Origin of the sequence: Nostoc sp., from assembly GCF_036917235.1 — a bacterium.
Lineage (GTDB): Bacteria > Cyanobacteriota > Cyanobacteriia > Cyanobacteriales > Nostocaceae > Nostoc.
Genome location: NZ_JBALDU010000033.1, coordinates 16,851 through 36,121, shown reverse-complemented (window position 1 = coordinate 36,121; position 19,271 = coordinate 16,851). Strand labels below are relative to the sequence as shown.

17 protein-coding genes and 1 tRNA gene are annotated in these 19,271 nt (G+C 43.7%); 7 read left to right on the top strand and 11 right to left on the bottom strand.

Translation table 11 applies throughout. From position 1 onward, the window contains the following. The first annotated feature begins 247 nt into the window (after positions 1 to 247). Entirely contained in the window at positions 248 to 571 is a 324-nt protein-coding gene (gene trxA / locus V7K44_RS10365) for a thioredoxin (RefSeq protein ID WP_334931159.1), read from the top strand. A gap of 150 nt (positions 572 to 721) precedes the next feature. Here the strand turns inward: trxA and V7K44_RS10360 are convergent, their stop codons facing one another. Continuing rightward, a complete protein-coding gene (locus tag V7K44_RS10360) occupies positions 722 to 1,315 on the bottom strand; it encodes a MarC family protein (RefSeq protein ID WP_334931157.1) in 594 nt (197 codons plus the stop codon). 211 nt (positions 1,316 to 1,526) lie between these two features. Here V7K44_RS10360 and V7K44_RS10355 point away from each other — a divergent pair, with 211 nt between their 5' ends. After that, positions 1,527 to 2,339: a carbon-nitrogen hydrolase family protein gene (locus V7K44_RS10355; RefSeq protein WP_334844146.1), complete on the top strand. Its 813-nt coding sequence runs from the start codon at positions 1,527 to 1,529 to the stop codon at positions 2,337 to 2,339. A gap of 214 nt (positions 2,340 to 2,553) precedes the next feature. Here the strand turns inward: V7K44_RS10355 and fba are convergent, their stop codons facing one another. The 5 genes from fba to V7K44_RS10330 form a co-directional block, all read right to left on the bottom strand. Beyond that, positions 2,554 to 3,633 carry a class II fructose-bisphosphate aldolase gene (fba, locus tag V7K44_RS10350; protein ID WP_100898838.1) on the bottom strand — a complete coding sequence of 360 codons (1,080 nt, stop codon included), beginning with the start codon at positions 3,631 to 3,633 and terminating at the stop codon, positions 2,554 to 2,556. Positions 3,634 to 3,955: 322 nt separating this feature from the next. Then, positions 3,956 to 4,027, bottom strand: a tRNA-Lys gene (locus V7K44_RS10345). Between the two features lie 61 nt (positions 4,028 to 4,088). Beyond that, on the bottom strand, positions 4,089 to 4,958 hold the full coding sequence (locus V7K44_RS10340; RefSeq protein ID WP_334931154.1) for an aldose epimerase family protein: 870 nt from the start codon (positions 4,956 to 4,958) through the stop codon (positions 4,089 to 4,091). A 132-nt stretch (positions 4,959 to 5,090) separates the two neighbouring features. After that, on the bottom strand, positions 5,091 to 6,125 hold the full coding sequence (pdhA, locus tag V7K44_RS10335; RefSeq protein ID WP_094348061.1) for a pyruvate dehydrogenase (acetyl-transferring) E1 component subunit alpha: 1,035 nt from the start codon (positions 6,123 to 6,125) through the stop codon (positions 5,091 to 5,093). A gap of 172 nt (positions 6,126 to 6,297) precedes the next feature. Then, on the bottom strand, positions 6,298 to 6,447 hold the full coding sequence (locus V7K44_RS10330) for a hypothetical protein (RefSeq protein ID WP_334931152.1): 150 nt from the start codon (positions 6,445 to 6,447) through the stop codon (positions 6,298 to 6,300). A gap of 657 nt (positions 6,448 to 7,104) precedes the next feature. Here V7K44_RS10330 and V7K44_RS10325 point away from each other — a divergent pair. Beyond that, entirely contained in the window at positions 7,105 to 9,396 is a 2,292-nt protein-coding gene (locus tag V7K44_RS10325) for an IMS domain-containing protein (RefSeq protein ID WP_334931150.1), read from the top strand. Positions 9,397 to 9,406: 10 nt separating this feature from the next. Here the strand turns inward: V7K44_RS10325 and dhaL are convergent, their stop codons facing one another. The 3 genes from dhaL to V7K44_RS10310 all read right to left on the bottom strand — a co-directional run bounded on the left by dhaL (position 9,407) and on the right by V7K44_RS10310 (position 12,658). Continuing rightward, complete coding sequence (gene dhaL / locus V7K44_RS10320) at positions 9,407 to 10,036, bottom strand: dihydroxyacetone kinase subunit DhaL (RefSeq protein ID WP_334931148.1); 630 nt, start codon at positions 10,034 to 10,036, stop codon at positions 9,407 to 9,409. A 16-nt stretch (positions 10,037 to 10,052) separates the two neighbouring features. Then, complete coding sequence (gene dhaK, locus V7K44_RS10315) at positions 10,053 to 11,126, bottom strand: dihydroxyacetone kinase subunit DhaK (RefSeq protein ID WP_334931146.1); 1,074 nt, start codon at positions 11,124 to 11,126, stop codon at positions 10,053 to 10,055. Positions 11,127 to 11,782: 656 nt separating this feature from the next. Beyond that, positions 11,783 to 12,658 carry an MBL fold metallo-hydrolase gene (locus V7K44_RS10310; protein ID WP_334931144.1) on the bottom strand — a complete coding sequence of 292 codons (876 nt, stop codon included), beginning with the start codon at positions 12,656 to 12,658 and terminating at the stop codon, positions 11,783 to 11,785. 435 nt (positions 12,659 to 13,093) lie between these two features. Here V7K44_RS10310 and V7K44_RS10305 point away from each other — a divergent pair, with 435 nt between their 5' ends. Genes V7K44_RS10305 through V7K44_RS33165 form a run of 3 tightly spaced genes read left to right on the top strand, consistent with a single transcriptional unit; the run spans position 13,094 to position 15,405 of the window. Further along, a complete protein-coding gene (locus tag V7K44_RS10305; protein ID WP_334931142.1) occupies positions 13,094 to 14,983 on the top strand; it encodes a glycoside hydrolase family 15 protein in 1,890 nt (629 codons plus the stop codon). A 42-nt stretch (positions 14,984 to 15,025) separates the two neighbouring features. Continuing rightward, a complete protein-coding gene (locus tag V7K44_RS33170) occupies positions 15,026 to 15,223 on the top strand; it encodes a GUN4 domain-containing protein (protein ID WP_442940679.1) in 198 nt (65 codons plus the stop codon). Positions 15,224 to 15,243: 20 nt separating this feature from the next. After that, positions 15,244 to 15,405: a 2-oxoisovalerate dehydrogenase E1 subunit beta gene (locus V7K44_RS33165; RefSeq protein WP_442940678.1), complete on the top strand. Its 162-nt coding sequence runs from the start codon at positions 15,244 to 15,246 to the stop codon at positions 15,403 to 15,405. A gap of 262 nt (positions 15,406 to 15,667) precedes the next feature. Here V7K44_RS33165 and V7K44_RS10295 read toward each other — a convergent pair whose 3' ends face one another. Then, positions 15,668 to 16,621: a heme o synthase gene (locus V7K44_RS10295; protein WP_334931140.1), complete on the bottom strand. Its 954-nt coding sequence runs from the start codon at positions 16,619 to 16,621 to the stop codon at positions 15,668 to 15,670. Between the two features lie 211 nt (positions 16,622 to 16,832). Beyond that, positions 16,833 to 17,774: a COX15/CtaA family protein gene (locus tag V7K44_RS10290; protein WP_334931138.1), complete on the bottom strand. Its 942-nt coding sequence runs from the start codon at positions 17,772 to 17,774 to the stop codon at positions 16,833 to 16,835. Positions 17,775 to 18,178: 404 nt separating this feature from the next. Between V7K44_RS10290 and V7K44_RS10285 the strand changes: the two genes are divergently transcribed. Then, complete coding sequence (locus V7K44_RS10285; RefSeq protein ID WP_334931136.1) at positions 18,179 to 19,267, top strand: cytochrome c oxidase subunit II; 1,089 nt, start codon at positions 18,179 to 18,181, stop codon at positions 19,265 to 19,267. The last annotated feature ends 4 nt before the right edge of the window (positions 19,268 to 19,271 follow it).

Sequence of the window (19,271 nt, the reverse complement as noted above, 5' to 3'; positions counted from 1 at the left end):
TTTCTGGCCCCTTAAACAATTGCTGGAAAAATCCGATATGTCGCTTACAATAGAGATAGCGGAGACGCATGTTTCCGTTCACTCCTCACACCACACTCCGCCCGGACTACTGTTCGGGCGGTTCCTTATGTTTGTAAATAAATTCTAGAGCTTCTTTGCAAATGTACATCCTCGCACTCCCAAGCTGAGGTTTTTGCTATGGTAGAATTTTCACCAAGCTCAGATATTATTGGCGAAGGTTTTAGGCATGTCAACAGCCGCACAAGTTACCGATTCTAGTTTCAAGCAAGAAGTACTCGACAGCGATGTACCTGTTTTAGTTGACTTTTGGGCACCCTGGTGCGGACCATGCCGTATGGTAGCTCCTGTTGTCGATGAAATCTCCGAACAGTACAAAGGTCAAATTAAGGTCGTCAAAGTCAACACAGATGAAAATCCTCAAGTTGCTAGTCAGTATGGCATCCGCAGCATTCCCACATTAATGATTTTTAAGGGTGGAGCAAAAGTGGATATGGTGGTGGGCGCTGTGCCTAAAAGTACATTAGCTTCCACTCTCGAAAAGCATCTTTGAAACTCAATCGGCAATAAAATGCTCTTGAGTTATCCATTTTGTTCTAACTTTAAGTTAATTTTCATAAACAAGTTTGAGGGGCACAAATATTCTGTCTCTCAAGCTTGTTTACATTTGTATACAGTTCCAGAATATTTTTTTAGGAGTTTTCTACCTCAAAAACAACTCCCTAATTCCCGTACTACCAATTTCCACTGCTAGGGCCGCTAACAGAAAACCCAAAAGTTGAGTCACAATTACTCCACCTTCTGTACCAATCCACTGGTCAATCAGATTTGCTAAACGCAAAATCAACCAAGTGATAAACATTGCCCCTAAGATACCCACCGCCACAGCAATATGCGGACTCTGTGATTTCGACATCAGCAACATCACCGTTGTCAAAGTACCGGGCCCTGCTAACAGTGGTAAAGCTAGTGGAGTAATTGCGACATCGCGTCCTTCTTCAATAATCGGCTGATCTAATTCTCCCCGTAGCATTTGCAAAGCAATTAACAGCAACAATATTCCTCCTGCTACTCGCAAAGAGCCGATACTGATTTCCAAGTAATTTAAAATTATTTGCCCTGCAAAGGCAAATAGCAAAAGAACTGCGATCGCAATGATAATTGCTTTATCTATAACTTTGTTTCTTTGGTCTGGCATCATGCCCTTAGTCAAAACTAAAACAATCGGTATATTGCCTATAGCATCCGCCAAGACAAACACAGCGATAAATGTTTGAATGAGAATAGAAGTATCCACAGGAGATAGCCTTTATCAGGGTTTGATCGCAAACCTAATCTTTATCTTGCTCAGTTTGCTAGAACCCAGAGGAAGATTAAAAGCAGCAATAAAACAAGTCTGTTAAAGAAAAGGAACCCTGATGGATTTCTAATTAAGTTCCACAGATTTTGAAGTAGCGATATATTTTGATAATCTATCTTCCATAAATCAACTGTTTGTTGTTGAATCTATGAAGTCTTATTTAGCCGCCGCTATTCAATTGACCAGTGTGCCCGATTTACATAAAAATTTGGCACAGGCAGAAGAATTAATAGAGCTTGCCGTGCGTCAAGGTGCTGAATTGGTAGGTTTGCCAGAAAACTTTTCCTATATGGGAGAAGAAAAAGATAAACTCGCACAAGGTGATGCGATCGCTCTTGAAAGTGAAAAATTTCTCAAAAAAATGGCTCAACGCTTTCAAATTACCATCTTGGGCGGCAGCTTTCCAGTTCCTGTAGATAATACAGGCAAAGTTTATAACACAACTCTACTCATCGACCCTAGCGGTCAAGAACTTTCCCGCTACTACAAAGTACACCTATTTGATGTTGATGTCCCCGACGGCAACACCTATCGGGAATCCAGCACGGTTGTAGCTGGTACACAACTGCCCCCCGTGTATTTTTCAGAAAAGCTCGGTAATTTAGGGCTTTCTATTTGTTATGATGTCCGATTCCCAGAACTGTATCGTCATCTGGCAGATAAGGGAGCCGATGTTATATTTATTCCCGCCGCTTTTACCGCCTTTACAGGTAAAGACCACTGGCAAGTACTACTACAAGCCAGAGCCATCGAAAATACCGCCTACGTCATTGCTCCCGCCCAAACGGGGAATAACTACGCCCGTCGTCTAACCCACGGTCACGCGGTCATTATTGACCCTTGGGGTGTAATTTTAGCTGATGCTGGAGAAAAACCGGGAATTGCGATCGCAGAAATCAAACCTACTAGGCTCGAACAAGTCCGCCGTCAAATGCCTTCTTTACAACATCGGGTGTTCTAGGGAGTAGAGAGCAGGGGAGGTAGGGGGAGCAGGGGGAGCAGGGGAAGAAAAACTATTGATTATCGACCAATGCCCAATGCCCCATTCCCCATTCCTAGCCCTTATGAATACAACAAAAAACCGGGTGTTTACCCGGTTTCTGACAACATTCAAATCCTCAGTTTTTTAGGAGCATAGTCGTGCTATGCCCCTATTTATTAGTTGGTTGTCAAAATTAAACTTTAGCAGCTGCCTTGGTAACAACGTTGAGTTCACCTTTAGCATACTTAGCAGCAAAATCTTCCAAAGAAATTTGCTTAATCTTGCTGGCGTTGCCAGCTGTGCCAAATTGCTGATAGCGTTCAGCACAAACCTTCTGCATGTATGTAATAGAAGGCTTGAGGAAGTGACGGGGGTCAAACTCCTCTGGTTTTTTAGCCAAAGCTTCACGTACAGCAGCAGTAATAGCCAAACGGTTGTCGGTGTCGATATTTACCTTACGTACACCACTCTTGATGCCTTTTTGGATTTCTTCTACAGGTACACCGTAGGTTTCAGGAATTGCGCCACCATATTGGTTAATCAGTGCAAGCAAATCTTCAGGTACAGAAGAAGAACCGTGCATTACCAAGTGGGTGTTAGGCAGACGGCGGTGAATTTCTTCAATGCGGCTAATGGCCAAAATTTCACCAGTCGGCTTGCGGGTAAACTTGTAAGCACCGTGGCTTGTGCCGATGGCAACAGCCAAAGCATCTACTTGGGTTGCTTCTACGAAGTCAACAGCTTCATCGGGGTCGGTTAGCAGTTGTGAGTGGTCGAGTGTACCTTCAAAGCCGTGACCATCTTCAGCTTCACCAGCACCAGTTTCTAGAGAACCCAAACAACCGAGTTCACCTTCAACGCTGACACCCAAAGCATGAGCTACATTCACAACTTCGCGGGTAACATTGACGTTGTACTCGAAGCTAGCGGGAGTTTTCGCATCAGCTTCTAAAGAACCATCCATCATCACGCTGGTGAAGTTGTTCTTAATTGCTGAGTAGCAGGTAGCAGGCGCATTCCCATGATCTTGATGCATAACAATGGGAATGTGAGGATAGGTTTCTACCGCTGCCAAAATCAGGTGGCGAAGGAAGTTTTCTCCTGCATAATTACGAGCGCCGCGTGAAGCTTGTAAAATTACGGGGCTATCTGTCTCGACAGCAGCTTTCAGGATTGCCTGAATCTGCTCCAAATTGTTAACGTTGAAAGCTGGGATGCCGTAACCGTTTTCAGCTGCGTGATCCAACAGCAGCCGCAGTGGTACAAGCGCCATAGATAGTCCTCCTAATGTGGTTGTCAGCTAGTCGGTCTGAGAAAAGCGTAATCACTACGCTAAATCTTAAGAGTTTTTTCAACTTATAGGAAATTATAACTAGTGTGGTGTATCTATGTTGAAAAACTTTACGCCATAGTTACTACAAATATGTTCTATATTTGCTCTCTACTGTTGTACTATGCCCTACACCTGCTCTGTATTGCTGTACATTTAGATACCCTAGAATTAGTAGCTCTGGTAGCCCAGTATCCCAAATTCTCCTTCCTCCAATTACAAAGAGGAGCGATCGCTTCTTTACATTATTTAATAAACTTCTATATGGGTCGCCCGGGATTCGAACCCGGAACTAATCGGTTAAAAGCCGAGTACTCTACCGTTGAGTTAGCGACCCTTTCGCTGCATTTCGCAACTTTGCAATCATAGCATATACATCTGTAGATTTGTAAAGGGGTTTAGAAAAAATTAGCCGTCAACCTTACAGATGCTCTGTGGCTAGCTCCTGGTGCTAACACAGTCAGGTTATCACCTGTATTGAGAGAGTTACGGGTGGCACTCCACGGTTCTAGACAGTAGAATTCTTTGCCTTTGACTGTCCAAAATACCAGGTAGGTAGAGAAATCATCATAATCCAACGTGAGTTTTAACTTCCGACTGCGATCTATCGCGGTGGCTGATTGACTCGTTAGCTGTCCAAAGGCAAAATCAATTTCATCACGGCTAAAGTCAAAATTGCCGTCAAAAGAGTGAATTTCCTTAGTTTGATTGTCTTGATACTGCTTAGAGGGAATTTCAAGCTCTAACTGAGTTTTATCACCACACAGAAAGTAGGGATGGAAACCAGCCGAAAAGGGCATTGATGTAGATGACAAGTTTTTATACTGCTGGCGGACTTCTAGGGTATTACCTTGAAGCTCGTAGGTGAAAGCCAGCTGAAAATCAAAAGGATAAACTGCCTTAGTTTGCTCATTACTATCAAGGACAACAGTGAGACTAGCTTTATCTCCAGTTTCTTGTTCTGTTACTTTCCACGGCAATTCACGAGCAAAACCGTGTTGCTTGAGAGTATATTTTTGACCGTTATGAGTGTAAGTATTATCTGGTAGATTGCCACAAATAGGAAACAAAATTGGATTCCCACCTCTGACACTCAACTCAGGGTGAGTAAAGCGTTCACTATCCAGGTAGAAAATTTCTTGTCCTTGAATGCGCCAACGGGTGATGATACCGCCGCGTTCGGGTACGACCTCCAACTGAGAACCAGCGGCTTCGTCAGAAAGAATATAGGTCTTGTATTGTTGCTTTTGAACTGCAATGCTAAACACAAATTTTAGTCCTGGGTAAGATGGAGTTGCTGAGTACCAAGTGCTGAGTGCTGAGTGCTGAGTAGAATAAAAAGTACTCAGCACGGGCTAAACCTTAGCTATCCGCTAACAGCACTCATAACTCAGCACTGTTTATTCGTCTTCTGCAAACACGAAACGATATAACTCGCTTGGATCTGGTTCGGGGCTGCTTTCGGCGAACTTAACGGCTTCGTCGATTACATCCTGAATTTTAAGGTCAATGGCTTTGATTTCTCCTGCATCTGCGAGATTTTGCTCCAGCAAATAAGCTGCTAACTTCTTAATTGGGTCACGGGCGAACCAAAATTCTTTCTCAGCTTTGCTTCGCATTTCATCTGGGTCAGCCAAGGAGTGACCTCGGAAGCGGTAGGTAAGCGCCTCAATCAATGTTGGGCCTTCACCTGCGCGGGCACGGGCTACAGCTTCTTGAGCCACGGCTCGAACTGCTAGTACATCCATGCCATCTACTTCCACGCCCACCATGTTAAAGACACTGGCTTTTTTATAAATCTCTGGCTGGGAAGTCGCTCGTTCGTGAGACATCCCAATGGCCCACTTATTATTTTCGACCACAAACAGAATTGGCAGTTTCCATAGGGCTGCCATATTTAACGTCTCGAAAAACTGACCGTTATTAGCTGCACCATCGCCAAAAAAGCAAGCTGTCACTTGGTCAGCATTTTTATCTCCCAGCACTTCGCGGCGGTATTTGCTTTGAAAAGCCGCTCCAGCTGCTACAGGAATTCCCTCAGCCACAAAAGCATAGCCACCCAGCAAGCGATGTTCGGCAGAAAACATGTGCATGGAACCACCGCGCCCTTTGCTGCAACCTGTGGCTTTGCCAAATAATTCTGCCATTACCTCTCTTGCTGGTACTCCCGCACTCAGAGCATGAACGTGGTCGCGGTAGGTACTACAAACGTAATCTTCCCCCGGTCGCATTGACTGCACAACACCACTGCAAACGGCTTCTTGACCGTTGTACAAATGGACAAAACCAAACATTTTGCCCCTGTAGTACATTTCAGCGCATTTGTCTTCAAACAAGCGCCCTAATACCATGTCCTCATACAACCGTAACCCTTCTTCTTTTGTAATATGCGTAGTAGCAGGATTAAAAGTGGGTAAAGTACGCTCTTGAACCATTATTTTTGAGTATCCCTGTTGTACAACTTAAAGTTACGGTCTTAAATAAGTTGGTCTGATAACACCTCAGCTTTTAACAGGCTAGCGTTTGTAAGACTCAACAAACTTTATTTATGCACCAAAAAAGGGTCTTAGGGAATAGCTGAATTTTTGATTTTTGATTTTTAACTTTTCAGCTGATGCCCCGTGAGGATTTGACTCTAACGGCAATATTTACCGCTTTGGGTTTTTCTCTCTCACCAAAATAGTGCTGAGTACCGTTAGCGGAAGCGGGGTGTTCAGCCCGTGCTGAGTAAAAAGTAAAATTAGACCGATTAGGCATCAAATCAGTTACGAGTAGTGAGTACTTAGGAAAAGATTCATAAGTACTACGTCTTACTCATTACTTCTTACTCAGAACTCAGCACAGGCTAAACCTTAGCTATCCGCTAACAAAACTCAGCACTCTTAAATATTCCCCTTCATAGACTAGCAATCAAGATAGACTGCTTTCTGCATATCCATTAACAATTTAAAAAAAAAAGGAGACAAAAACCTATAATACCCAAATAGGTAATTGTAATTAAAGGTAAATTATGATATAGTTTCATTCTCTTGTTATCAGTGTAAATCCCCAATAGTGGTATTTTTGTTACCGTTCTAGTGGGAAAGTCCCAAAAAAATCAATCATCAATAGATTCTTCCAGCCACAACAATTATGCCGTGATTAAAAGCGGTAGTTGTGGTTTGTGGTATCGAAGGCTGATAATAGTTGTGTTAAACAAAAATACTAAGAATTAAAACAAACAATTGAGGCTTTCTAGGCGAAAGCAAAAAATTAGTACTAAAATGTGACTCAAAATTTCGGGAAGGTACAAAACAAGTTGTTGCAATATACACTTGTAGAGTAAATTCTATACGGCATTTTTATGGCACGGTTTTACAGGCCTGGAAAGCTCTAGGTGACATTATGTTGATCGCGGTGCAGGGGAAGTAGGCTGTGCGAATTCCGCTAGATTACTACCGAATTTTAGGACTACCGTTAGCGGCAAGTGAAGAACAATTGCGACAGGCATACAGCGATCGCATTGTACAATTGCCTCGACGTGAGTATTCTCAGGCAGCAATTTCTTCTCGTAAACAACTCATAGAAGAAGCTTACGTGGTTTTATCAGATCCAAAACAACGCAGTACCTACGATCAGCTTTATCTTGCTCACGCCTATGACCCTGATAACCTTGCTGCTGCCGCAGTAGCACTGGAAAATCGTCCAGAAAGCACCAAAAGGGGTAGTGATACTCAGAGTCTGGGTATCGAAATTACCCAAGACGAGTTGGTTGGCGCTTTATTAATTTTGCAGGAGTTAGGGGAATACGAACTTGTATTAAAACTAGGTCGCCCGTACCTGGTAAATAAAAATGGTGCTACAAGTGCAAGAAAGGGCAATAATTTAGCAGACGAAGAAATACACGAAAGTGCTGAACATCCTGATGTCGTTCTCACTGTCGCCCTTGCTTGTCTAGAATTAGGTCGCGAACAGTGGCAACAAGGTCACTATGAAAATGCCGCCATATCTTTAGAAACTGGTCAAGAACTGTTAGTACGCGAAGGGTTGTTCGCCAGTGTCCAGGCAGAAATTCAGGCGGATCTTTATAAATTGCGGCCATATAGAATTTTGGAGTTGTTGGCACTACCTCAAGAGAAGACTGCCGAACGAAGCCAAGGTTTAGAATTATTGCAAAACCTCTTAGAAGATCGTGGCGGGATTGATGGCACCAATAATGATGATTCTGGTTTAAATATAGATGACTTTCTGCGATTTATCCAGCAGTTACGCAACCACTTAACAGTCGCCGAGCAGCACAAGTTATTTGAAGCCCAAAGCAAACGTAATTCTGCTGTTGCCACTTACTTAGCTGTTTATGCCTTGATAGCACGGGGATTTGCTCAACGTCAACCTGCTTTAATTCGTCAAGCAAGGCAAATGCTCATACGTCTGGGTAAGCGTCAAGATGTACATTTAGAACAGTCGCTATGTGCATTATTATTGGGACAAACTGAAGAAGCAACTCGTGTTTTAGAACTTAGTCAGGAGTACGAAGCTTTAGCTTTTATTAGAGAAAAATCTCAAGACTCTCCCGATTTGTTACCAGGGCTATGTCTATATGCAGAACAGTGGTTGCAACACGAAGTATTTCCGCATTTTCGAGATTTAGCCAACCAGCAAGCGTTTCTAAAAGATTACTTTGCTAATCGACAGGTACAAGCTTATTTAGAAGCACTGCCAACGGATGCAGAAACAACTAATGAGTGGGCTGTAATTAACCCCCAAAATTTTCCTCAGCCGCAGACAAATAATTCGCCTTTCCCTAAAAATTCGACTAGGACTTCAAAGCAATTTAACCACAGCAGAACACCTGACCTAGATTTACCAGAAACACCAGAACATTTAAACTTCTCACCACCGATGTGGAATTCATCTGGGAGTGTAAAATCAGAGGTTCCTGCTGCTGAACGGACGAACAGAGACACTAATCAGAATTTGAACGGTTCAGCTAAAAGTGCTACACCTGCTCATAACCAAAAGCGTCGGCGGAGAAAACCTACTCCATCTACTATCCGGGAGCGTGTACCGGATAATCGTCCCCATTCTCGTCGTCCTCGGCGGCGGCGAACTTTTGCTAACACCATAGAAGGGAAAACACGGCTGGTATGGAGAATATTTATTTCTTTAGTGAGTATTTTAGTTTTCTGGGTGTTAGCCACAACAACTTTTGGATGGTTAAAAAATCTGTTTTTTCCTACACGATCTGTACCTCCTTCACAGTTGTTTGTACAAATAAATCAACCACCAATATCTATTCCCCCTCCAAATAGTCCACCAGAAGGACTAGATGGCCCTTTAACAGATACTGCGGCAGAGCAAATCATTCGCACTTGGCTATCTACTAAAGCCGAAGCTTTAGGGCCGAATCATGAGATTAATAATTTAGAGCAGATTTTAACTGGTTCAGCTTTGTCTCAATGGCGGGCGATCGCTCAACAGGCTAGGTCTGACAACCGCTACCGCAAGTACGACCATAGCGTAAAGGTAGAATCTGTAGAGAAAATTGATTTATTTGCGGATCGTGCCGCAGTGGTAGCTACGGTGAAGGAAGCGACGCAGTTATATGAAAATGGTCAGTTTAAAAACTCTTCTAACGAGAATTTGCGAGTTCGGTATGATTTGATTCGACAACGAGGTAAATGGCTTATTCAGAGTGCATCTGTTGTGAATCAGATAATTAGATAAGTTGTAATGTTTAGGTTTCCAATACCCCTAACAAACTTTTCAACATCAAATAAGTAGAAGTTCCTCCTGGGTCTGGATGTCCGATACTCCGTTCCCCCAGGTAGCTAGCCCGTCCCTTTTTCGCTTGCATTGGTATAGTTTCCTGCAACCCTTTTTGAGCTGCTACTACAGCCTGTTGCATAGCTTCCAGCGTTCCCTTACTTTCTTCTACAGCTTGCCCAAAAGCGGCTACAGATGGAGACAGCACATCCACCATCGTTTTGTCTCCTAGTTGCGCTTTACCACGTTGCAGCACCCCATCTAAGCCTGCTTGGAGTAGTCCTAAAACATCTTGTTCTGTTAATTCTTGCTTACCAACTACTGCTGTACTGGCTCGTAAAAACCAAGTGCCATAAAGAGGGCCACTAGCACCGCCAATGGAAGAAATCAAGGTCATACTCACAGCTTTGAGAATGCTGCTGATGTCCTTGTCTGTAAGAGTTGGTAACTGAGTGCTTACCTTTTTGAAGCCGCGATCCATATTGATCCCGTGGTCAGCATCTCCGATCGCAGCATCTAATTCTGTCAAATAGGTTTTATTCTGCTCTATCTCGGTTGCATAAGCCTGCAACCACTGTAATATCTGCGCTTGAGTTATCATAATAATTCGTAATTAGTTAAATTCCCCAGCGCCAACTTGCTGTTTTGACTGGTGCATCCCATAGGCGGATCATTTCGTCATCTAATTTCAACAGGGTAATAGAGCAACCTTGCATTTCTAGAGATGTGATGTAAGGGCCGATTAAGTTTCGCACAATTTGCAATCCTTGCTGTTCGCAGATTTGGGCGAGTTTGCGGTAAACAATATACAGTTCGGAAATTGGGGTTCCACCCATACTATTGACAAAAGCTAATAAGCGATCGCCTTTGGCAAATGGTAGATTTGTTAGTTCTACATCTACCCATTCTCCTTTGTCTTCATCCCACTCACGAAGTGTACGGCTGTATGCTGCATCCTCAATGAGCGATCGCGTTAAAATTTCGGTAATCTCATCTACTGATTTGATAGCTGTGCGTTCTGTTCCTGGCTCACCGTGGATACCGATACCTAATTCAATTTCGCGATCGCTCAGTTCAAATGTCGGCGTTCCATTAGCTGGGACTGTACAAGATGTTAGAGCAATTCCCATACTCCGCCCATTCAGATTTACACGGCGACATAAATTTGCTACTTGTGGCAAATCATACCCAGCCTCAGCCGCAGCACCACAAATTTTTTCCGCCAATATTGTTGTTCCCACACCCCGCCGTCCTTGGGTATAGAGGCTATCTTTCACTGCTACATCGTCATCAATTAAAATATTTAGCGATCGGATGCCCTCACTACGGGCTAACTCCGTTGCCATTTCAAAGTTCATCACATCGCCACTGTAATTTTTGACGATATAAAGGATACCTGAGCCTCCATCTACAAGCTTTGCTGCTTCTAGCATTTGGTCAGGAGTAGGTGAAGTGAAAACCTCACCAGGGCAAGCGGCATCAAGCATTCCTTTGCCCACGAAGCCAGCGTGCATTGGTTCATGTCCACTGCCACCACCTGAAATAATTGCTACTTTACCCGGAATAGGTGCATTGGCTCGATAGACAAAAGTGGGATCGTAGTTTACTTTAATTAAATCGGAATGAGCCGCCGCCATACCTTCTAGACTTTCCCGCACAAAGTCTTCCGGCTTGTTGATCAGCTTTTTCATAATCCGTGTCTGGGTAAAAAGGTGCTAAAACCCAGGTTATAGCGCTTCTGGTTTGTATGCAATAGAGGCTGACCTCTCTCTAAATCTCTCTCCTAAAAGGAGGAACGGTGTACACATAAGTCTGAAAAACTTCATCCACCAAAGATTTGCGGTGGGAATCGACGGCGTGACAAAGCTAAATTGTTGCAATCATGGCGATACCTGCGGCGGGCTACGCCAACGCATTTGTTATTTCGGCATACGACGCAGTTGATAAATATCGATTTTACCCCACCCTAACCCTCCCCTTGGAAAGGGGAGGGAACTGGATTTTCCGGTTTCCCCCTTTACAAGGCAGGGCTGTTTCATTCCCTAATAAGCTTGAAAAATCAAGGGTTGTAGCAAAATAATCAATTTTATTTTGCTACCTACGTATCAAGAAAATAGACAATCACACTGTTATTTATGTGCTGAAAATTCTGTTTCATCGTTACCCATACTGATGATTTTTATTGCTAACTATCTTGACAAATCCTGTTTGAGAGGGAACGAAACGGCCCTGCTTTACAAGGGGGGATTAAGGGGGGTAATTCGACTTGTGTATACACGGTAGCTTCCCGCGTCGGAAAGGGGGTTAGGTTTTTCCATATCGCGTGAGGAAAGTCAGTTATCTAATGTCAATCCAAAGATTCCATTAATTCAATACACTTGTGCATCTGCTGGCGCATGGTTTCCCTATCAGCATGAAACCTTCGCCCATGACCTGGTAGCACCCACTCAAAAGAGTAATTAGCCAAGTTACGCATCGATTTAGTCTGTTCTGACCAAGAATACCAGCAGAAATCGTGGAATGCAGCCAGTTGGTGCAAGCTTTCTGACCAAGCGAGATGATCGCCTGTGAACAGAAACTTATTTTTATAAAGTAGGACTGTTTGTCCTTTGGTGTGACCAGGAACAGGGATAATTAATAAATCTGGTGTCAAAGTAAATGGTTCAGAACCAGTTAGCTGTATTTCTACATTGCGAGTATCCGCAGTAATATCATCAGCATGAAGGATGCGATCGCACTGAAAATGCTCGGCAAATTTTTGATGATCTGCCACATCATCCTTATGAGTTAAATACATATAACGAATTGGCCCCAGTTCTTCTAAACGCTTGACTAAAGGCGGCGTAAACCGGGGAGAATCCACTAAAATATTACCTTCTGGAAGTTGAATTAAATAGCTAGCGGCACCGTAAGATTTTTCAGAATGATAGCCGCAGTGGTAAACATTTTCCGCTACTAATATTGGAAACTGTTGTTGAGCTACTTTGATATCTTTTGGTTTTTCAACTGTGCCAATAGAACTAGTAGGACAAGCTAAAAGTGCTTCAAGCGCTGCTAATCTTTCCGCATCATTAGTTGGTTGATGATAAACAGCCGATTGATCGTCAACATCATAAAATACTTCAGGAGCCATCCAGCGACAGGTATCACAATCAATACAAGTAGTATCTACATAAAAATCGCCGTTGACATTTTGGGAGCGACGCTGATTTAAATGAGCCATATTAATCCTTTTGCTTCCAGCCGTTTACTGGGGAGCGATAAACTCTATATCACTACGCTAGCAAAAGTGACTTGAGATTGTAGACACCATAGAAATAAATCTAATTAAAAATAGAGAGTGGTGAAACTGGAACACCCCAAACTCCCCGCCTGATTGCTTACGTAATAAAACCCTTACATATTTACATTAATACTATGAAGGCTAGCCTAAATACAATAACTTCAGGAATTTTAAAGTGTTTACTGTCCTAATTAGATAATCCCAAGATATATGTTTTACTATTCCTTTAGATAGATGAGATTGAGAAATTTACTTCTGCCAAATAACTTTCAAGATTGTAATTTAACGATTAACATTTAAAGGAATCAAGTTTGTCAAAAATTCGTAATTCCAAATAATATTTTTGTAAAAGGTTATCAGTAACTAAAGACGGTAATGAGTATTACATCCGATCCCAATAGCAACCCAACAGTTCCTACCCGATCCTTTCTCCCCATAGAAGATTATGGGGTGATTGGCAATTGCCATACCGCAGCTCTTGTCAGTAGTTGTGGTTCGATTGACTGGCTTTGCCTACCTCGCTTCGATTCCCCGTCTTTGTTTGCTCAGATTTTGGATCTCGAACGTGGTGGAAGTTGGAGTATTCAGCCAGCCACTGCTTGGGAAAGTAGTCATCAGTATTTGAATGAAACTAATGTACTAAAAACTATTTTTACGTGTGAGTCAGGACGAATTTCGCTGCTGGATTTTATGGATATCACTAATAATGAGCAGCAGCAACGCCTGACTACGCCTGGTAGACTGATCCGAATTGTTGAGGTTAGCGAAGGAACAGTTGAAATTATTAGCACTTGCTCTCCTCGCCCTGATTATGGGCGCACAATTCCCGAATTACTCAAATTTGGTAACGAAGTCAGGTTTGGTTCATTTACAGTTACTGGCCCCGTTGAATGGCATCTCGACACAACAAGCAATACATTTATGTGCCAGATTATCCTCCATGCCGGAGAGCAAGCCGTATTCACGCTTTTGACTCAGGAGGATGCACAACTGCCAAACCTAGCCCCTAACGATGCCCTAGCATCAACGATCGCCTTTTGGCAGCGTTGGGCGAATAAGTGTACTTATCAAGGAGCGTACCGAGATGCAGTTGTCCGCAGTGCGCTCACCTTACAGTTGATGACTTACGCCCCTTCGGGAGCAATTGTGGCTGCACCTACAACCTCGTTACCAGAAGAAATTGGTGGGGAGCGGAACTGGGATTATCGCTTCACTTGGATTCGGGACTCATCATTTACTCTTTATGCATTGCTATTAGCAGGATACATTGATGATGAGTATCAATACTTCAATTGGCTGGCGCAGACTGTGAAGATGGAAGGAACTGGAATCAAAATCCTTTACCCCATCGCATCAAGCGAACAGGTTGTTGAGCAAACCTTAGACCACTTGCGGGGATACCGGGAATCACAGCCAGTTCGGATTGGCAATGGTGCATCTGGGCAAGTTCAGCTTGATGTCTATGGTGAGGTGCTTAGTGCCTTACATTTCGCCTGGAAGATTGGAAAGTACGATCCAACTGCAATTTGGGAACACATTTGCCCACTAGTAGATTGGGCTGCTGAACGTTGGCGCGAACCGGATAGCGGCATTTGGGAAGTGCGCGGGGGGTTGCGGCATTTTGTTTACGGTAAAGTTATGCTCTGGGTGGCGTTAGACTGTGGCATCGAAATGGCTGAGGCGCTTGAGCTAGCTGGTGATACTACTCGCTGGCGACAGGAGCGCGAACTAATCCGCAATGAGGTGTTTGAAAAAGGATGGAGCGAAAAACTTGGTGCATTCAAGCAATCCTACGAGGAGGAAACTCTTGATGCCTCGAATTTGCTCATGTCTTGTGTCGGCTTCATTGATGGAACTGACCCGCGTATGGTATCAACTATTGATGCTACTATTAAGCATTTAGTTGATAATGGACTGTGTTATCGTTACCGAGATGCACCAGAAGGAGTGAATGGTAAAGAGGCATCCTTTGTCCTTTGTACCTTCTGGCTGATCAACGCACTCATCTTAGCTCAAAGGACAACAGAGGCTCGTATTTGGTTTGAGCAAATGCTGGGACGAAGCAGTTCGCTGGGACTGTTTGCAGAAGAAATTGACTTAGAGACAGGGGCGCATCTTGGTAACTTTCCTCAAGCCTTTTCGCACATTGGTGTCATTAACGTTGCTGTTTCCTTAGCGCACGCAGGTAATACCGGAACAGTTGAGCCTCAGCATATTGATGCAGCAAATGCTGCTAGAAGAGGTGGTAGTGGTATTCAAACCTGAGTTTGATGTAAGAAAAAGTGGTTAAAATTAGACCGTGATTAGATTAAAGTAGGCGATCGCTTAGGTTGGCGTGTCAATAATCGCTGGAAAGAATACTCTAAACTTACTTTTAGTATTAAAGCACCAGAAGGAGCATTTCCTACTTTTTGGGGTGGAGAGCGAAGAAAGTTGATATTTGGTTTTCAGGCGCTTGCGAAGATTTTTTCTCCCTTGTTAGGGCTTGTAAATTGTAAAATTTAGTGGTTAAGGAAAGATTAGCTATGACTGAAATTGTATTTCTCGTTGAAGATGATCCTGATGGTGGTTATACAGCTAGAGCTTTAACGGAGTCAATTTTTACTCAGGCTGACGATATAGAAACATTACGGGAAATGCTGCGTGATGCAGTTCACTGTCATTTTCCTAATGAACAAAACGATTAAAATTGGCACTCTTAACGCCATACTCAAAGATATTGTGGCTCATGCTGGTTTAACTCGTGACGAATTGCTTGCGTTGCTTTTTCCATAGCTATTAAAAATGGATAAATAGATGTGTGTAATTAATTTTGAATAAATTTATTCATAACTGAAATTTTACTTTTAATCGCAAATCCGCCAAACTCTAATTATTATGTATATTTTTTATTTTCTGAAAATGCGATCGCGCCCCTTTACCAAACGCGATCGCTAAATTTTCCATCCCCTAAGCTATAAAATGCAACTGATCGATCGCTGCATTAATTAGATTATGAGTAACGGGAAGACTATCAACTACCATCCCCAGACACAAGAGCATCATGTAGGAGATGGAATAGAGAAACAACTCTCTAGCGACAGTGCGATCCTCTGGATTTTGCAACAACCGCCAAGATTTGTGGATAAATAATCCTCCCAGACTTAGGGCGATCGCAGCATAAAGAATTCCACTTGCACTCAAAGGATAAACCAATAACACGGTTGCAAATACTGTCACCAGCGTATAGTACCAAATCTGCTTCACGGTTGCCGTATCACCTTCAATTACAGGTAGCATTGGTATCCCGACTTTTGCGTAATCATCCCGAATCATCAGAGCTAAAGCCCAGAAATGGGGCGGTGTCCACAAAAAGACGATGGCAAAAATTAACCATGCTGACCAGCTTAAAGTGCCTGTGACAGCAGCCCAACCCACTAATGCGGGAATTGCCCCAGCAGCCCCACCAACAACGATATTCTGGGTGGTGTGGCGTTTTAGCCAGTGGGTATAGACCAAAATATAAAAGACGATGCCAGAGAAAGCTAATAGAGCGGCTAACAGGTTGGCAAATACTGCTAGGAGTGTAAAGGAAATCGTCGCCAGTGCGATCGCAAAAACTAGAGCATCGCGCGGCTGCACCTTACCCGAAGGTATCGGGCGATGGCGCGTCCGCTCCATGTCATAATCAATATCCCGGTCATAGACACAGTTAATCGTCTGGGCGCTTGCAGCAGCCAAAGTGCCACCAGTGAGAGTTACTAGCAACAGCAATGGGTCTACTTCTCCCTTAGCAGCAATCCACATACTCCCAGCCGTGGTAATCAAAAGCAACGGAATAATCCGAGGCTTCGTTAGCTGGTAGTAACTTTGAATTACTTGTAAAAATGTTTGGTGGTGGCGAGAGACATTAGTCTCAATCATTTTGGCTCTGGTTCCTTATTTTTCAACAACTTATATGCAGCCCCCGCTCAAGGTGGCTCTTTCAGGCAAATGAAACACAGATTTTCTGCACCTGCGTGGGTCGCAATACTCGCCGTTGCGGCCATAATTTAGTAGAGACGCGATTAATTGCGTCTGTACAGGAGTTAAGAATTCTTCCTTCTGTTACTCCCCTTGTCCCCTCACTCCATACTCAGCAGTCATTGCTCAACACTGTGATGTCACGGCTAGTAGCCCAGTCACGCAGTGCGAGAACTGTGAAAACCACCAAAGTACCCAGCAAAGCAGCTCCTATAGCTTGGTGAGAGACGGTGAGAGGTTCGACTTGGAGGTGTAATTTGAAGGTGGCAAATCCTAACAAGATTTGTAAGGTTAACAATGCACCAGCCATATTTGCCAGTCGCCGTAAGGCTGGATGTAGTGCTGGTGTCCGCCAACAGATAAATACCATTGCCAAGGTTGCCACTGTTGGCGGCACCAAACCAGCAATATGGCTGTACATCACAGTACAAAGTTGAGAACCGCTGAGGCATTGGTGTAGCGCCCAGCGAGAGCCTACCAAAGCACCTAACAGACTTTGCAGGTAAACCAGAACAGCGGCAGTTAAACCAACCCAAGGCAAGTTACCAACGGTTCCATTCCCCTGATAGGGTGTGAGTGCTGTGCCGATAATCAGGAGGGTGGTAAAAAACAACAGCGCCGTTCCTAAATGAGCGGTAACGATATCAAACCGCAACAATTCGGTAACGGTGAGTCCCCCTAAAATACCTTGGAAGACGATTAGAAATAGGGCGAATGTGGATGCCCAAGGCAGCCAAGAGGGTAAGAAGCGACGACGCCACCAGGACAAACCAAAAAGTGCGATCGCGCTTAAACCAATTAAAGCTGCATCCAATCGGTGAAACCACTCCAAAAATACTTGGAGATTCATTTGCTTGGCTGGCACGAGTTCGCCATAGCATAAGGGCCAGTCTGGGCAAGCAAGCCCAGCATTCATGACGCGGGTGGCACTGCCTATGGCCATCAAAATTAAGGTGGCTATGCACATTTTCCACACCAAGCGCCGAATCATTTCCTTGGGCTTTTGCTGCTGAAGCGCCGCTTCATTTTGTTGTTGTAGGACAAATTCGCTCATGAACGATACCTTCTGCCCGCTCTTGGTGGATCTCTTAAAATTTTCAATTTTCTTTTAGTGTCCTATCTCCACCCTAGCGTATAGGCTATGGGTTTATAGATTAGCACTCACTTATACTTTGAATCACTCCAGCAAGGTTCTGCCTGAAGCTTTAGGTATTTTTCAAGATGTCGGAAATTGATTAATCACAATTAATTTAAGCATTATAAGTTTTTCCTTAAATTTTTTCACTGATTTGCATCTATTTTTGGCGTTGTATGATAGTAAACTCATACTCAAAATTAGTGAAATAGCCAAAAAAATTAATAAAAATTTCAGGCCTTTGTCCCCCATGTCTGACAGCCTAGACTACCTTAGTAAGTGAGTAGCTTCGAGATAACATAGTAAATTCAATTAAGTAAGCCGTGAAGATTCCAAGTTCCATCTGGACATTACTCATTGGCATCGTGCTAACGCTAGCCAGCCTTTGGTACGGTCAAAATCACGGTCTGTTGCCAGCAGCCGCCACTGATGAAGCCGTCTTGGTGGATGGTCTGTTCAACGCGATGATGATCGTTTCTACAGGGATATTTCTGCTTGTTGAAGGTATTTTAATTTACTCTGCATTTAGATATCGTCAGCGTGCAGGTGACAATAAAGACGGCCCACCAGTTGAGGGCAATGTACCTTTAGAAATTCTCTGGACGGCGATCCCAGCAATTATCGTTATCGGTATTTCTGTTTACAGCTTTGATGTGTACAACGAAATCGGTGGCTTTGATCCCCATGCTATCCATGAAGCACCGATGAGTCAGGAGTCAATGAAAATGCCAGAGCGTGGGAGTGCTATGGCCGCAACTTTAAGCGATACACCTCCTGGCACTGAACCCAACCTCAATCAAGAAAAATCTGATGAGGCAATGCAAGACCCCGCTACGGCAGAAGTCCGCAATGCTGACCAAATTCCCCAACTGCGGAATGCCCCAGGTGTAGGTATTGTTGCTCCGACAATTGGGGGAACTCCTGATAAAGCAGGTAAACCAGCACAATTACAAGTCAACGTCACTGGTTTACAATATGCCTGGATTTTCACCTATCCTGAAACTGGTATAACTACAGGTGAAATGCACGTCCCCATCGGGCGAGAAGTGGAAATCAGTATGACCGCCAACGATGTCATCCACGCCTTTTGGGTTCCAGAGTTCCGCCTAAAACAAGATGCGATCCCCGGTAGGCAAAGCGAGATTCGCTTCACCCCCAAAAAAGCAGGAGATTATGTCCTAATCTGTGCTGAACTTTGTGGTCCCTACCACGGTGCAATGAGAGCGCCAGTAGTTGTTGAGCCACAAGAAGCCTTTGACAAATGGGTGCAAGAACAGCTAGTTGCCAGCAAAGAAACGCTGAATCAAGCGATCGCTGTTAACCCTGCCGATCTATCCCCAAATGAATTTCTCGCGCCTTACACCAAGGACATGGGAATTAAGCCAGAAATCCTTCATCAAGTTCACCATTAGTCAA